The sequence below is a fragment of the Streptomyces sp. MnatMP-M17 genome, from assembly GCF_900091995.1.
In the GTDB taxonomy this organism is placed as follows: Bacteria; Actinomycetota; Actinomycetes; order Streptomycetales; family Streptomycetaceae; genus Streptomyces.
The window spans coordinates 1-14746 of sequence record NZ_FMDK01000286.1; the positions used below are offsets into that span (position 1 = coordinate 1).

Genomic DNA, 14746 nt, shown 5'->3' on the forward strand with positions numbered 1-14746 from the left:
GGCGAGGGCACTGCGGCGGCCACGGCCCAGGCCAGCAGCTCCTCGGCGGTGACGTCATGGCCGTAACGGGCCGAGAGAAGGGCGAGCAGCCCGGGAGTGACATTGGGCTCGATGCCACCGGGACGGCGGTAGAGCGGCCGGATACGTCCCGGCCGGCCGGCCGGTGACCGCCCGTCCGGGAGCAGCGCGCTCACCAGCAGCGCCGGACCGTCGGCCTGCGGTACGTATCCCTGCTCCACGGCGAAGAGCTGATGGTCGTCCGCGACCCGCCACAGCTCGGGACGTGCCGCGTCGATCAGCCGGTGGTCCGGGATCAGCCACTGCTCGTCGAACGGCCCGTGCAGCACCCGGCGCGGCACCGGACAGCGTCCCGACTCCCGTACGAACCGGCCCGTCCCGGTGGCCCCGCCCGGCAGCGCGGCGACCGCGCTGTGCGGAGTACGGGCCCGGCTCGGCCCGAACAGCGTCTCGCGCTCCGCGCCCTCGGCCGCCATGAGCCGGTCCCAGCGGGCGGTGAGGGACGGCTGGTCCGGCGCCAGGATCCAGGCCCTGCCGAACCGCAGCGGGGCCGTCGACCACGGCAGGAGATCACTCAGCAGCGGGCTGCCGCCCGTCGCTCCGGACCGCGTCGCCGTCATGCGGACCGTCCCTCCCGTCGGTCTGTGCGCCCTCGTCGGCATCGTATCCGCCGCCGATTCACGGCAGTCCGGTCGCCGGTTCGTCCTGGAAAGGCCCAGTTCTGGAAGGTCTGGCAGCCTAGTCGTCCTGGTGCGCCCGCGTCGGCGGTTCGCCCATGAGGTCCGTCTCCACCGTCACCGAGAACGAGAAGCGGTCACCTCGGTAACGGATACGGGCCACATCCACGACCCGGCCCTGATCGTCGTGGCTCACGCCCGTGTAGTGCAGGATCGGGCTGAGCAGCGGCACCCGGAGCAGTTCCGCCGTGGCCGGATCCGCGAGCCGGGCCTCGACGGTGTCCGTGATCCGGCTGATCCGGATACCGAGGATGTCGCGCAGCACCTTGGTCATCGGCCAGCGCTCCAGATCGGTCACCTCCAGACCGGCCGCGATCTCCGGACGGACCGCGTTCTCGGCCCAGTTGACCGGCTCACCGCTCTCGCCGTCGCTGCGCAGCCGCCGATAGGTGACCACCTCGTCCAAGTCCGGGAAATACTCGGCGAGTTCACCGGGCACCGGACCGGGCCCATGGCCGAGGACCGTCGTACGCTCGCCCGACTGCTGCGCCACGACCGCGTCGATCGAGCCGAGCAGCCGGCGCGGAGCGCCGCGCCGCGCGCCCGGCTCGATAAAAGTGCCGCGCCGGCGGTGCCTGCTGATCAGGCCCTCCTCCTCCAGCTCCTTGAGGGCCTGACGCATCGTCAGCACGCTGACTCCGTAGTGCGCGGCGAGCTGATCCTCGGTCGGCAGCCGCAGCGGATCGTGCGGTCGGCGGCCCAGTATCGAGGCGCGCAGCGACTGCGAGACCTGATACCAGAGCGGCAGCTTGCGGTTCAGGACCAGCGAGTCGGGGGCAAAGGCGGTCACCGGCTACTCCACAACTGTGAATCTCGCGGCAGGGCCCGGAGGTCAGGGCCTGAAGTGGCGCTCAAGACCCTGCCACACCCGGTCGTAGCCCCGCTGGAGATGGTCCGCTCCCGCCGCTTGCGCGGTCGCTGTCACCGGCCAGCGCGTCTCGAACATGAACGCGAGGCCGTCGTCGATCTTCTGCGGTCGCAGCTCGGCGGCGCTCGCCCGGTCGAAGGTCTCCCGGTCGGGCCCGTGCGCCGACATCATGTTGTGCAGCGAGCCGCCACCGGGTACGAAACCGCCCTCGCCGGCCGTTTTCGCGTCGTAGGCGCCCTCGATCAGGCCCATGTACTCGCTCATCACATTGCGGTGGAAGTACGGCGGCCGGAAGGTGTCCTCGCCGACCAGCCAGCGCGGTGCGAAGACCACGAAGTCGACACCGGCCAGTCCCGGGGTGTCGGAGGGCGAGGTCAGCACGGTGAAGATCGACGGATCCGGGTGGTCGTAGCTGATGGAGCCGAGCACATTGAAGCGGCGCAGGTCATAGATGTACGGCACATGGCTGCCGTGCCAGGCGACGACATCGAGCGGCGAGTGGTCGTAGGTGGCGGCCCAGAGATTGCCGCAGAACTTGTTGACGACCTGGGTCGGCCGCTCGATGTCCTCGTACGCGGCGACCGGCGCCAGAAAGTCCCGGGCGTTGGCCAGACCGTTGGCGCCGATCGGGCCGAGGTCGGGGAGGGCGAACGGCCGGCCGTAGTTCTCGCAGACGTAGCCGCGCGCCGTCTCGTCCAGCAGCTCGACGCGGAAGCGGATTCCGCGCGGGATCAGCGCCACCTCGCCGGGACGGGCGGCGAGCAGGCCCAGTTCTGTACGGAGCAGCAGCCCGCCGCGCTCGGGGACGATCAGCAGCTCGCCGTCCGCGTCGCTGAACACCCGGTCGGTCATGGCGGTATTGGCGTGGTAGAGGTGCACCGCCATGCCCGTACGCTGCGTCGCGTCGCCGTTGCCGCCCAGCGTCCAGAGCCCGGCCAGGAAGTCCGTACCGGGAGCCGGCTCCGGCAGCGGATTCCAGCGCAGCCGGTTGGGATCGGGGACGGTCTCGGTGAACGGCGCGCCTCTGACCGAGCCGTTGTCGATACGGACGAACGGCGGATGCGCGGCCGACGGGCGGATGCGGTAGAGCCAGGAGCGCCGGTTGTGCGCGCGCGGTTCGGTGAAGGCGCTGCCGCTGAGCTGCTCCGCGTAGAGACCGAGCGGCGCCCGCTGCGGCGCGTTGCGGCCGAGCGGCAGCGCGCCGGGCACGGCCTCCGAGGTGTGTTCATTGCCGAAGCCGGGGGAGTGCACCAGATCCTCGGCCGTCTTCCGTGCCCGCTCGATGCCGTTCATCGTCCGCGTCCGCTCCCTGCTGAGGCGATCCCGCTGGTCCTTGCAATCCTATGTACTACCGTAGGATTGTGTTCACGGCACGTCAACGGGGCCACGCGGCATCATGGATTCCGTGTCATACGACCGCACGTCATACGACCGCACGGATGCGAAGCAGCACACCGAGCAGCCCGCGAATCCGCCCATGGAGCCGGCCGACGGACTGCGCAGGGCGCCCGTCCAGCAGCGCAGTACGGAGCGGCTCGCGCGGATCCTCGACGCCTGCGCCGAGCTCCTCGACGAAATGGGCTACGAGCAGCTCTCCACCCGGGCCGTCGCCGCCCGTGCGGGCGTTCCCATCGGCTCCGTCTACCGCTTCTTCGGCAACAAGCGCGCCATGGCCGACGCCCTGGCCCGGCGCAATCTGGACAGCTACGCCGAGAGTGTCGGCGAGCGGCTGGCACCGCTGGACGCGCGCGACTGGCACGGCGCCATCGATGCCGTACTGGACGAATATCTCGCCATGAGGCGCACCGTGCCCGGCTTCGCGCTGGTCGACTTCGGCGCCCAACTTCCGCTCGGGACAAGGGCGGCGGCCCGGGACCCGGCCGCGGACGCGGCCTCAGGGTCCGCGGACCCGGCCGATCCGGATTCCGATCCCGGCCTCCGGGTCGTGGGCCGTCTCACCGGACTGCTCGCCGCCCATCTCGGCCGGGCGCCCACCGAGGCGCTGCACCGTACGGTCCTGGTCGCCGTCGAGGCCACGGACGCGCTGCTCCAACTCGCCTTCCGCACGGATCCGGCCGGTGATCCCGCCATCGTGGCCGAGACCCGGGAACTGCTCCGCGCGTATCTGGCCAGGACGCTGGACCGAGGCGACGGCTGAGCCGCGCCTCTTCCCTCTTGTGGTGGTGCTCGGCTCCCTCTTGTGGTGGTGCTCGGCGCCGGAATCCTCTTCGGCATCATTTGATGGTGCCCGTCTCAGACATACCTCCTCCAGAAGTCCCTTTCGCGACCGCCCCGCCCGCCGACCGGGGCTGGCTCCTCCGTCTCGTCATCGCGTTCGCCTTCGCACAGGGCGCGGTGTCGATGGCCCGTCCGGCCGTCTCCTACCGGGCGCTCTCCATGGGCGCGGACGAGCGCGCGATCGGTGTGATCACCGCGGTCTACGCGCTGCTTCCGCTCTTCGCCGCCGTACCGCTGGGCCGCAGGACCGACCAGGGGCGGTGCGCGCCGCTGCTGGTGGCCGGAGTGGTCCTGATCTCGGCCGGCTGCGCCCTCAGCGGTACGGCGGGCTCGCTCGCGGCCCTGGGCGCCTGGAGCGGGCTAATGGGCCTCGGCCATCTCTGCTTCGTCATCGGCGCCCAGTCGATCGTCGCCCGCCGCAGCGCACCGGCCGAACAGGACCGTAACTTCGGCCACTTCACCATCGGCGCCTCCCTCGGCCAGCTCGCGGGACCGGTCGCCGCCGGGCTGCTGGTCTCCGGACAGGGCGACGACATGGCCCGTACGAGCGCCCTCGCCCTGCTCGCCTCTGCGGTGGCCGCCGCCGTCGCCTTCACCTCGCTCTGGCGGATCGAGTCCCGTACCGCTCCCGGCCGGGCGGGAGCGCGGCCCACGGCGGCTGAGCGGCCCGCCAAGGTGCCCGTCCGCCGCATACTGCGCACCAGAGGCGTGCCCGCGGGCATCTTCATCAGCCTGGCCGTGCTCTCCGCGACCGACATCCTCACCGCCTATCTGCCGGTGATCGGTGAGCAGCGCGGGATCGCGCCCGCCACGATCGGTCTGCTGCTGAGCTTGCGCGCCGCCGCCACCATCGCCTGCCGTCTGGTGATGCCGCCGATGCTGCGGCTGCTCGGCCGTACGGTCCTGCTCACCGTCACCTGTGCGCTCGGCGGAGTGCTGTGCGCGGGCATCGCCCTGCCCGTACCGGTATGGGGACTCGCCCTGATGCTCGGCGCGCTCGGCTTCTGTCTGGGAGTCGGCCAGCCGCTGTCGATGACGACCGTCGTACGGGCCGCTCCCGACGAGGCCCGTTCCACCGCCCTGGCACTCCGGCTCACCGGCAATCGCCTCGGACAGGTCGCCGCGCCCGCCTCCGCCGGTCTGGTGGCGGGTGTCGCGGGAACGGCCGCGCCGTTCGTGATGCTCGGCGTGCTGCTGCTGGCGGCGGCCGGACTCGGTCTGCGGCGCCCGGACGGAGGGACGCCGGGGCGCCGCCGGTCGCCGCTTGACGGAAACCGGTTGCCGAACCGGTTCTCCGCGCGTCGCACCTGATGCCCGTTCCGTACCTCTGCTCCCGAAGGTTGGCAAGAGTCATTCCCTGACCGCGCGTAGTCGGCTAACTTCAGGCGTCGCAGCCGCTCCATCTCTCCCTCCCGGGCGGAACCCCATGACTCGCGCCATCTCTCTGCACAGCGTCAGCAAGGTCTACGGCCGGTCCACCCGTGCCGTGGACCGCTTCTCGCTCGACATCGCCCCGGGTGAGTTCGTGGTGCTGCTCGGCCCGTCGGGCTGCGGCAAATCGACCGTGCTCCGCATGATCGCGGGACTGGAGGACATCACCGAGGGCGATCTGCTGCTCGACGGCGAGTACGCCAATCTGATGCCGACGCGGGAGCGCGGGATGGCGATGGTGTTCCAGAACTTCGCGCTCTACCCGAACATGACCAATCGCGAGAACATCGGCTTTCCGCTCCGGCTGGAGAACCCGCGCGTGGACACCGCCGAACGGGTTCAGGCCACCGCGAGGATGCTCGGTATAGAGAGCGTGCTCGACCGCTATCCGAACCAGCTCTCCGGTGGCGAGCGCCAGCGCGTCGCGATGGGCCGCGCCATCTCCCGGCGGCCCTCCGCCTTTCTGATGGACGAGCCGCTCTCCAATCTGGACGCGAAGCTGCGCGGCCGTCTGCGCGCCGAGATCGCCCAGCTCACCGCCGAACTGGGCGTCACCACCGTCTATGTGACACATGATCAGGCCGAGGCGATGTCGCTCGGCGACCGGGTGGCGGTGATGCGCGACGGAGTGCTCCAGCAGGTCAGCGTGCCGCGCGAGGTGTACGCGCTGCCGGCGAACGTGTTCGTCGCCGCGTTCATCGGCACACCGAGGATCAATCTGCTCCAGGCCGTGGTGTACGCGCCGTTGGACGGGCGGATGTCCATCGACCTCGGCCGGCAGCGGCTGCCGCTGCCCCAACCGCTCAGCTCCGACCACCAGTTGCTCCGTATCCAGCAGGGCCGGCAGATCATCGTGGGTCTGCGGTCCGAGGCGGCCCGTATCGCCGCGCCGGGCCAGGCGCGCCCGGGCGAGGTGGCGCTGAGCGGCATCGTGGAGCACATGGAGTACCAGGGACATGAGGCGCTGGTGCATCTCAACATCGGCTCCAGGCCCGCCGTGGTGACCGACCTCGAATCGCCCAGGCCCAGGACCGGGACCGCACCGCGCCGGCGCAGGAACGGCGGCCGGAAGACGGGCGTACTGGCCCGGCTGCGCGGGCGCGCGTCCGGACATTCCGGTGGTCCCGCGGCGGTCCTGGACGAGCCGGAGGAGGCGGCCGGGCCCGCCGCGTACAGCCCGAGCCAGGACCGTTCGGCCATTGCGGCGAGCGATCTCGTCGTCCGCACCGGCCCGGACATGCGACTGCGTACGGGCGCCCAGGTGCCGCTGCTGGTCGATCTCGCGCATCTGTACGTCTTCGACGACTTCGGCCGCCGTATCTGCCCGGCACCGAGAAACCTGCCGGGCCTGGACGCGTAGACCGTAGTCGAACAGACCGCAGTCGAAGCACCGAGGGCACTGGGCACGCCTGTCAGCTCTCCTCCTTGAGCGGCGCGGCGGTGGTACGGCGGCGCGGTCGGGAGCGCGGTCGGGAGCGGGACACCGCCACTCCGGCGAGGCACAGCGCGCCGCCCGCGAGTGTGAACAGGCCCGGGACCTCGTCCAGGAACAGCCAGGACATCAGCACGACCAGCGCCGGAACCGCGTAGGTCGTCGCGCCCATCCGCCCGGCCGTCGTACGGGCCAGTGCGTACGCCCAGGTCGTGAACGCCAGCGCGGTCGGGAACACGCCCAGATAGACCATGTTGAGCGTGGCCGGCAGCGGCGCGCTCCCGGCCTCGTGGACGAGCTGTCCCGCGAACGGCAGACAGGCCACCGCGCCCACCAGACAGCCGAAGGTCGTCGCCTGGAGCGCGCTCGCCCGCGCCAGCGACGGCTTCTGCGCCACCACACCGGAGGCATACGCCACTGCCGCCAGCAGACACAGCAGCACTCCGAGCACCGAGGCACGGCCATCGCCCGACATCGAGAGCCCGACGGCCACCGCGCCCGCGAACGACACCCCCATGCCCGCCACCAGCCGCGGCGGCAGCGTCTCGCCGAGCAGCCGGACGCCCAGCAGCGCCATGAGGACCGGGCCTATGTTCACGATCATCGCGGCGGTGCCCGCGTCGACCTCCTGCTCGCCCCAGTTGAGCGCCACCATGTAGAGCCCGAACCAGAGCACACCCGAGACGGCGATACCGGGCCAGGCCGCTCGCGGCGGCAGGCCCTCGCGCCGTACGAGACAGACCGTACCGAGGACGAGCGCGCCGAAGAGCAGCCGGCCGAGGGCCAGCGCTCCGGGCGAGTAGGCGGCGCCCGCGCTGCGGATCGAGACGAAGGCCGAGGCCCAGAGCACGACCGTGACACCGGCGGCGGCGAGCGGCAGCCAGGCCATGGGGGAGGGGCGGGCGGAGCCGGAGTCCGGGGCTTGCGAGGAGGACGTCTGTGCCGGAGGCGTCGGACGGTCCGTGTGCGAGTGCGTCATACGGGGAAGGTACGCGCGCGACGCTTCGGCCCTCACCGCAATATGCGCGGCTCTAAGCGCTTGCTCAGCTCGGGGTATGGTGTTCGTCCTGCCGAGTGGACGGCCGAACGGCAGGCCGAGACCGAGTGGAAGTGGAAGGTGTGAGCGATGCGTACGGCGGAACAGACGGCGGACGGCGAGAGCGCTCCGTGGGGTGAGGTCGAGCCGGAGGCGGCCAGAAGGCTGCTGGTCGCTGCCGTCGAGGCATTCGCCGAGCGCGGGTACCACGCCACCACCACGCGCGATATCGCGAGCCGCGCCGGGATGAGCCCGGCGGCGCTCTACATCCACTACAAGACCAAGGAAGAGCTGCTCCACCGGATCAGCAGGATCGGGCACGACAAGGCGCTGGAGATCCTGACGGCCGCGGCCGACGGCGGCGGCACGGCGGCGGAGCGCCTCGCCGAGGCCGTACGCTCCTTCGTCCGCTGGCACGCGGAGCGGCACACCACGGCGCGGGTCGTGCAGTACGAGCTGGACGCGCTGGCGCCCGAGCACCGTACGGAGATCGTCGGACTGCGGCGGCGCAGCGACGCGGCCGTACGGCGCATCCTGGGCGACGGTGTACGGGACGGAGAGTTCGACGTACCGGATGTGCCGGGCACCACGCTCGCGGTGCTGTCGCTCTGTATCGATGTGGCGCGCTGGTTCAACGCGGCGGGCCGCCGCACGCCCGACGAGGTCGGCGCGCTCTACGCCGACCTCGTGCTGCGTATGGTTTCGGTCCAGAAGCAGTGACCGGTCGGAAGAAGTAGTGACCGGTCAGAAGTAGTAACGGGAGACGGCCTCCGCCACACAGGCCGGCTTCTCGCCGCCCTCGCGCTCGACCGTGACCAGCGTGGTGATCTGCACACCGCCGCCCGCCTCCACGGCCTCCGTGATGACGGCCGACGCCCGCAGTCGTGAGCCGACGGGCACGGGCGACGGGAAACGGACCTTGTTGGTCCCGTAGTTGATGCCCATCGTGACGTTCTCGACCCGGACGATCTGCGGTACGAACAGAGGCAGCAGCGACAGCGTCAGATAGCCGTGCGCGATCGTCGTACCGAACGGGCCGGCCGCCGCCCGCTCCGGATCCACATGGATCCACTGATGGTCACCCGTGGCCTCGGCGAAGAGATCGATCCGCTTCTGGTCGATCTCCAGCCAGTCGCTGTGACCGAGCGGCTCGCCGGCCCCGGCGCGCAGCTCCTCGGCGGAGGTGAAGATCCTCGGCTCAGCCATGTCCCTGTTCCCTGCCTCTCGAAGCCCGTTCCGCGGCCTGTCCGGGCGGCTCATCCTGTCCAAGCGCTTGCTCAGCTTGCTGGGCCCGGTTGCTTCTGTCAACGCGGACACCAGGTGCTTCCGACGCGGACACCGGGCCGCGGACATCAGGCGCGGACAGTACGCTTCGAGAGGTGCCACAGATTCCCGAGAAGATCCATGAGCTGACCGTCGGACAGCTCTCCGCGCGCAGTGGCGCCGCGGTGTCGGCGCTCCACTTCTACGAGTCCAAAGGACTGATCAGCAGCCGCAGAACGAGCGGCAACCAACGCCGCTACAGCCGTGACACGCTGCGCCGTGTCGCCTTCGTACGCGCCGCCCAGCGTGTGGGCATCCCGCTCGCCACGATCAGGGACGCCCTCGCCGAGCTCCCCGAGGAGCGCACACCGAACCATGACGACTGGGCCCGGCTCTCACGGGCCTGGCGCTCGGAGCTGGACGAGCGCATCAAGCAGCTCGGCAGGCTCCGTGACCATCTCACGGACTGCATCGGCTGCGGCTGTCTCTCGCTGGAGACCTGCGTCCTGTCCAATCCGGACGATGTCTTCGGCGACCGGATGGCGGGCTCGCGTCTGCTGCCCGAGCGCCGGATCATCAAGGAACGTGAGGCCGCTGCCACGGACGCCACTGCCCCGGACACCACGGACACCGTTGTCTGCGCCACTGATGCCGACGCCGGCTGCCGCTGACAACGAGCTGCTGTTGGCACGAGCTGCCCGACCGAGCCGGAAACAGGGCCGTGAAGGGCCGAGGACCGAGCGGGGGCGTACCGTCTCGGAGCCCGCCCCCGCGGTTCTCATGCCACCGAGGCGAGTTCCTTGAGCCGTATCCGCTTCGCCCGGTCCAGCGCCTCGGCCGTCAGGACCGGCTGCGGTACGACAATGCCGCAGCCTCGGCAGACCGGTCCCGACCACGGTTCGTCGGACAGATCGGGCCGCCAGACGATGCCGTTCTCCGCACAGACCGGACAGGCCGTGCCGGGCTCCGACTCCAGGCCCGAGATCAGCCGGCGCAGCACCTCGGCCAGCGACTCGGACGGATGGACCGCCGGATCGTCGCAGCGGGCCACACCGTTGCCGCCCCAGGTCCGCCGGTGCCAGTCGTCGAAGCTCCCGGGCCGCCTCAGCCCGTCGTGCTTCTCGCGCTTGCGCCGCTCGGCGAACTCTCCCTCGTACGCGAGCCAGACGGCCCGCGCCTCCTCCAGTTCATCCAGCGCGGCCATCAGCCGCACCGGATCGGGTGACCTGTCCTCGGGTTCGATGCTGTGCCGTGCGCACAGATGATCCCAGGTCGCCCGGTGTCCATAAGGGGCAAACCGCTCCAGGCACTTGCGCAGTGAGTACCGTCGCAAGGCCAGATCGCACCGCGGATCGCGCACCTGTCTCGCAAGACTCCGGAATCCGGCCATCGCATGCCACCTCCGTCGCTACTTCGGCGTTGAGGAATGGACGTACGCCTGCCCCGTTTGGCTCCATCGAATTCCGGATCGCCTCAATATCCGGGACATCCCGGTCGATTTCGAGCCTAGATCGGAGGTGATGCGAAGGCGATCCAGCGGCGGTCCGGAGGAGGTCCGGAGTCGGTCCGCGGGAGGGCCGATGTGGGGATCCAGAAAAGGTGACTGATGTTCATCTTACTGAGCGGTCATACCGTCGCTAACCTCCGGCGCACCGGCCTCCCTGAGGAGCATCCATGCGACGACGCACCGGAAGACTCTTGCCCGCCACCGCCGCGGTGTTCGCGCTGGGCGCGGCTCTGCTGATCCCGCAGGCGCGGGCCTCCGCCGAGCCGGCCCGCGCCCCCGCGCTCGCCTCCGCGTCCGCACTCGCCGCGGATCCCGTCGCCGACCACTGCCAGAGCCAGTGCGACGACATCCTGCCGCCAGGACAGAACGGCAACGCCACCCTCGCCGATATCCTCCTCCACCAGGTCTTCGGCACCCGCCCGGCGCACAGCTCCGACCAACTCGGCCGCTACGACGCGCTGGTGGCGGGCCAGAGCGGGCTCACCGACGCGAAGCTCAACGACTTCTTCAACGACGCCTCCTTCGGCGTTCCCGCCGACCAGGTCGAGTCCGTCACCACTCCGCGCCCGGATGTCACGATCACGCGCGACAAGCGCACCGGCGTACCGCACATCAAGGGCACCACCCGCTACGGCACCGAGTTCGGCGCCGGCTACGCCGCGGGCCAGGACCGGCTCTGGATGATGGATCTCTTCCGGCACATCGGCCGTGGCGAGCTGACCTCCTTCGCCGGCGGCGCGCTCGCCAACCAGGGCCTGGAGCAGCAGTTCTGGCCCTCGGCCCCGTACACCGAAGCCGAGTACGAGGCCCAGATCGAGCGGATCAGAACCACCGAGGGCGAGCGCGGCGAGCTGGCCATGGCCGACGCGCAGGCGTATGTCGACGGCATCAACGCCTATCGCCAGCAGTCCAAGGACGGGCGTTACTTCCCGGGTGAGTACGTTCTCACCGGCAAGATCGACTCGATCACCAACGTGGGCGAGATCCAGCCCTTCAAGATCACCGATCTGATCTCCATCGCGTCCGTCGTCGGCGGTCAGTTCGGCGGCGGAGGCGGCGGCGAGGTACAGGCCGCCCTCTCGCTGCTGGCCGCACAGCAGAAGTACGGCGTCGTCGAGGGCACCCGGGTCTGGGAGTCCTTCCGCCAGCGTGACGATCCCGAGGCCGTGCTCACCATCCATGACGGCACCGCCTTCCCGTACGCGCGCAGACCCGCACAGCCACGAGGCACGGCCCTGCCCGACGCGGGCTCCGTCCAGGCCGAGCAGCTCGTGTACGACAGGACGGGCTCGGCGGGCACCGGCACCAGGGCGCCGGTCCGCGCTCCCGCGCGACTGAAGCCCGCCCAAGGGATCTTCGACAACGGCGTGATCCCACAGGGCTCGCTCTCCGCGAAGCGCGGGATGTCCAACGCCCTGCTGGTCTCCGGCGAGCACACCGCGAGCGGAAATCCGGTGGCCGTCTTCGGCCCGCAGACCGGCTATTTCGCGCCACAGCTCATGATGCTCCAGGAACTCCAGGGCCCCGGTATCAGCGCCCGAGGCGTCTCCTTCGCCGGAGTCGGTATGTATGTCCAGATGGGCCGTGGCCAGGACTACGCCTGGAGCGCCACCTCCTCGGGCCAGGACATCACCGACACCTATGCCGTCGAGCTGTGCGAGCCCGACGGTTCGGCTCCCACCAAGGCGTCCGCTCACTATCTCTTCCGCTCGGTCTGCACGCCGATGGAGAAGCTGGAGCGCCTGAACTCCTGGAAGCCGAGCGTCGCGGACTCCACCGCCGCGGGCTCCTACCGGCTCCAGGTCTGGCGCACCGAGTACGGCATGGTCACCCATCGCGCGACCATCGGCGGCAAGCCCGTCGCGTACACCTCGCTGCGCACCACCTACCGGCACGAGGCCGACTCGATCATCGGCTTCCAGATGCTCAACGATCCCTCGTACACCAAGGACGCCGCGTCCTTCCAGCGGGCGGCCTCGAACATCGACTACGCCTTCAACTGGTTCTACGCGGACTCCCGCACCGCGGCCTACTTCAACAGCGGGATGAATCCGGTGCGGGCGGCAGGTGTCGATCCCGCGCTGCCCGTGCGGGCCGAGCAGGCGTACGAGTGGCAGAGCTACGACCCGGTGCACAACACCGCCGCGTACACGCCCTTCGCCGAGCATCCGCAGTCGGCCGGCCAGGACTACTACATCTCCTGGAACAACCGGCAGGCCAAGGAGTACGACACGGCCGGCTTCGGCTTCGGCGCGGTGCACCGCGGCGATCTGCTCGACGGCCGGGTCAAGAGGCTGGTCGCGCAGGGCGGAGTCACCCGTGCCTCCCTGACCCGGGCGATGGCCGAGGCCGCCGTGACCGATCTGCGCGGTGAGCAGGTGCTGCCCGAACTGCTCCGGGTGGTGCGCTCGGCGCCCGTCACCGATCCGGCGCTGAACACCGCCGTACAGCAGCTGGAGACCTGGCGCGCGGCCGGCGCTCAGCGCAAGGAGACCGCGCCCGGCTCGCACACCTACGGCCACTCCGCCGCCGTACGGATCATGGACGCCTGGTGGCCCCGGCTGGTCGAGGCGCAGTTCAGGCCCGCGCTCGGCGACGGGCTCTACCAGGCGCTCACCGCCTCGCTCCCGATCGACGAGTCACCGGCGTCGAGCCACGGTCCGACGGGCGCGCACAGCGGCTCGGCGTTCCAGTACGGCTGGTGGGGATATGTCGACAAGGACCTCAGGCAGGTGCTCGGCGATCCGGTCCAGGCCCCGACGGCGGCCACCTACTGCGGCGGCGGCGGGCTGAGCGCCTGCCGGGACACGCTGCTCACCACCTTGAAGGCGGCGGTGGCGGCGCCCGCCAACACCGTCTATCCGGGCGACGAGAGCTGCTCGGCCGGGAACCAGTGGTGCACGGACGCGATCATCCACCGGGCGCTGGGCGGTATCACCCATCCCACGGTCAACTGGCAGAACAGGCCGACCTACCAGCAGGTGGTGGAGTTCCCGTCGCACCGCTGACGGAGTGATGCCGGCGGATTGATCCAGGAACCGGGCCGGACCGTGACGGATACATACGGTCCGGCCCTGCGCCCGGCGCGCGGTGCTCAGCGGTAGAGCAGATAGCCGCGCCGTACTCCGCGGAACGCGGCCAGCTCGCTCTGCCAGGCGTCCACCACCTCGTCCGTGTCGGCGCCCGCGTCGATCAGTGCCCGGACCTGCGCCGAGCCGGTCAGCTTGTCGATCCAGTTGTCCGGGCGCCAGGCGAATCCGCTCCAGGACCGCTTCGCCGTCACCAGCAGCGCGATCCCGGTGCGTACCGGATCGAACGAGGCCCGGTCATGGACATGGAGCTGCACTCCGCCGATCGTCTTGCCCTGGAACTTGGAGAAGGTCGGCGCGAAGTACGCCTCGCGGAACCGTACTCCGGGCAGCTCCAGCGCGTTGGCCGCCTCGGCCCAGGTCCGGTCGATGCCCTCGGCGCCGAGCAGCTCGAACGGCCTGGTCGTACCGCGTCCCTCGGACAGATTCGTCCCTTCGAACAGACAGGTGCCCGCGTACACCAGCGCCGTGTCCGGTGTCGGCATATTGGGGCTCGGCGGCACCCAGGGCAGTCCGGTCGCGTCGAAGAAGTCCGCGCGGCGCCAGCCCGACATGGTCACCGTCTCCAGCTCCACCGGCTCCGCCAGGAACTCGCCGTTGAAGAGCAGCGCCAGTTCGGCGACCGTCATTCCGTGCGCCTGCGAGATCGGCTCACGTCCCACGAAGGTCGCGAACTCCCGCTGGAGGACGGGCCCGAGCGCGGCCCGCCCGGTGACCGGATTGGGCCGGTCCAGTACGACGAAGCGCTTGCCCGCGAGGGCCGCCGCCTCCATACAGTCGTAGAGCGTCCAGATATAGGTGTAGAAGCGGGCGCCCGCGTCCTGGATGTCGAAGACGACGGTGTCCACTCCGGACTCGGTGAAGATGTCCGCGAGAGCCTGCCCGCTCTTGAGGTACGTGTCATAGACGGGCAGCCCGGTGGCCGGGTCGTCGTGGCGGCCCTCGGAGCCACCGGCCTGGGCCGTCCCCCGGAAACCGTGCTCCGGGCCGAAGACAGCGGCCAGATCCACCCGGTCGTCGCCGTGCATCACATCCACCACATGGCGTACGTCCCGGGTGATCCCGGTCGGGTTGGTGACAAGGCCGACGCTCCGGCCCGACAGCAGCCGGTAGCCGTCGGCCGCCAG

At 70.4% G+C, this 14746-nt stretch carries 13 protein-coding genes; 6 read left to right on the forward strand and 7 right to left on the reverse strand.

The window, feature by feature from the left end:
* From GA0115259_RS13550 to hmgA, 3 genes are all read right to left on the reverse strand, one after another.
* A partial coding sequence (locus GA0115259_RS13550; protein WP_305129412.1) for a type ISP restriction/modification enzyme occupies positions 1-638 on the reverse strand: 638 nt, incomplete at its 3' end.
* A gap of 118 nt (positions 639-756) precedes the next feature.
* Entirely contained in the window at positions 757-1545 is a 789-nt protein-coding gene (locus GA0115259_RS13555; RefSeq protein ID WP_093595750.1) for a GntR family transcriptional regulator, read from the reverse strand.
* A gap of 42 nt (positions 1546-1587) precedes the next feature.
* Positions 1588-2916 carry a homogentisate 1,2-dioxygenase gene (hmgA, locus tag GA0115259_RS13560; protein WP_093595753.1) on the reverse strand — a complete coding sequence of 443 codons (1329 nt, stop codon included), beginning with the start codon at positions 2914-2916 and terminating at the stop codon, positions 1588-1590.
* A 184-nt stretch (positions 2917-3100) separates the two neighbouring features.
* Between hmgA and GA0115259_RS13565 the strand changes: the two genes are divergently transcribed.
* The 3 genes from GA0115259_RS13565 to GA0115259_RS13575 all read left to right on the forward strand — a co-directional run bounded on the left by GA0115259_RS13565 (position 3101) and on the right by GA0115259_RS13575 (position 6652).
* Positions 3101-3781: a TetR/AcrR family transcriptional regulator gene (locus tag GA0115259_RS13565; protein WP_093595782.1), complete on the forward strand. Its 681-nt coding sequence runs from the start codon at positions 3101-3103 to the stop codon at positions 3779-3781.
* A gap of 83 nt (positions 3782-3864) precedes the next feature.
* The gene (locus GA0115259_RS13570; protein WP_093595757.1) at positions 3865-5172 is read left to right on the forward strand and encodes an MFS transporter; all 1308 of its coding nucleotides are present in this window, start codon (positions 3865-3867) and stop codon (positions 5170-5172) included.
* A 115-nt stretch (positions 5173-5287) separates the two neighbouring features.
* Entirely contained in the window at positions 5288-6652 is a 1365-nt protein-coding gene (locus GA0115259_RS13575) for an ABC transporter ATP-binding protein (RefSeq protein WP_093595760.1), read from the forward strand.
* Between the two features lie 52 nt (positions 6653-6704).
* Here the strand turns inward: GA0115259_RS13575 and GA0115259_RS13580 are convergent, their stop codons facing one another.
* A complete protein-coding gene (locus GA0115259_RS13580; RefSeq protein ID WP_237539979.1) occupies positions 6705-7613 on the reverse strand; it encodes a DMT family transporter in 909 nt (302 codons plus the stop codon).
* A gap of 237 nt (positions 7614-7850) precedes the next feature.
* Between GA0115259_RS13580 and GA0115259_RS13585 the strand changes: the two genes are divergently transcribed.
* Positions 7851-8480, forward strand: coding sequence for a TetR/AcrR family transcriptional regulator (locus GA0115259_RS13585; RefSeq protein ID WP_093595766.1), 630 nt, complete (start codon positions 7851-7853; stop codon positions 8478-8480).
* Positions 8481-8504: 24 nt separating this feature from the next.
* Here GA0115259_RS13585 and GA0115259_RS13590 read toward each other — a convergent pair whose 3' ends face one another.
* Complete coding sequence (locus GA0115259_RS13590; protein ID WP_093595769.1) at positions 8505-8966, reverse strand: MaoC family dehydratase; 462 nt, start codon at positions 8964-8966, stop codon at positions 8505-8507.
* Positions 8967-9139: 173 nt separating this feature from the next.
* Here GA0115259_RS13590 and soxR point away from each other — a divergent pair, with 173 nt between their 5' ends.
* Positions 9140-9694, forward strand: coding sequence for a redox-sensitive transcriptional activator SoxR (gene soxR, locus GA0115259_RS13595; protein WP_256097994.1), 555 nt, complete (start codon positions 9140-9142; stop codon positions 9692-9694).
* Positions 9695-9801: 107 nt separating this feature from the next.
* Here the strand turns inward: soxR and GA0115259_RS13600 are convergent, their stop codons facing one another.
* A complete protein-coding gene (locus GA0115259_RS13600) occupies positions 9802-10413 on the reverse strand; it encodes a hypothetical protein (RefSeq protein WP_093595773.1) in 612 nt (203 codons plus the stop codon).
* Between the two features lie 284 nt (positions 10414-10697).
* Between GA0115259_RS13600 and GA0115259_RS13605 the strand changes: the two genes are divergently transcribed.
* Positions 10698-13538, forward strand: coding sequence for a penicillin acylase family protein (locus GA0115259_RS13605; RefSeq protein WP_093595776.1), 2841 nt, complete (start codon positions 10698-10700; stop codon positions 13536-13538).
* Positions 13539-13624: 86 nt separating this feature from the next.
* Here GA0115259_RS13605 and GA0115259_RS13610 read toward each other — a convergent pair.
* The coding region (locus tag GA0115259_RS13610; RefSeq protein WP_093595779.1) for an exo-beta-N-acetylmuramidase NamZ family protein at positions 13625-14746 on the reverse strand (1122 nt) is incomplete at its 5' end.

What these genes read in the sequence shown, in the direction of transcription:
- GA0115259_RS13575 (WP_093595760.1), top strand. Translation starts at nt 5,288, where the DNA reads ATGACTCGCGCCATCTCTCTGCACAGCGTCAGCAAGGTCTACGGCCGG.
- GA0115259_RS13590 (WP_093595769.1), bottom strand. Translation starts at nt 8,966, where the DNA reads ATGGCTGAGCCGAGGATCTTCACCTCCGCCGAGGAGCTGCGCGCCGGG.
- GA0115259_RS13600 (WP_093595773.1), bottom strand. Translation starts at nt 10,413, where the DNA reads ATGGCCGGATTCCGGAGTCTTGCGAGACAGGTGCGCGATCCGCGGTGC.
- hmgA (WP_093595753.1), bottom strand. Translation starts at nt 2,916, where the DNA reads ATGAACGGCATCGAGCGGGCACGGAAGACGGCCGAGGATCTGGTGCAC.
- GA0115259_RS13605 (WP_093595776.1), top strand. Translation starts at nt 10,698, where the DNA reads ATGCGACGACGCACCGGAAGACTCTTGCCCGCCACCGCCGCGGTGTTC.
- GA0115259_RS13565 (WP_093595782.1), top strand. Translation starts at nt 3,101, where the DNA reads ATGGAGCCGGCCGACGGACTGCGCAGGGCGCCCGTCCAGCAGCGCAGT.
- GA0115259_RS13570 (WP_093595757.1), top strand. Translation starts at nt 3,865, where the DNA reads ATGGTGCCCGTCTCAGACATACCTCCTCCAGAAGTCCCTTTCGCGACC.
- GA0115259_RS13585 (WP_093595766.1), top strand. Translation starts at nt 7,851, where the DNA reads ATGCGTACGGCGGAACAGACGGCGGACGGCGAGAGCGCTCCGTGGGGT.
- GA0115259_RS13580 (WP_237539979.1), bottom strand. Translation starts at nt 7,613, where the DNA reads ATGGCCTGGCTGCCGCTCGCCGCCGCCGGTGTCACGGTCGTGCTCTGG.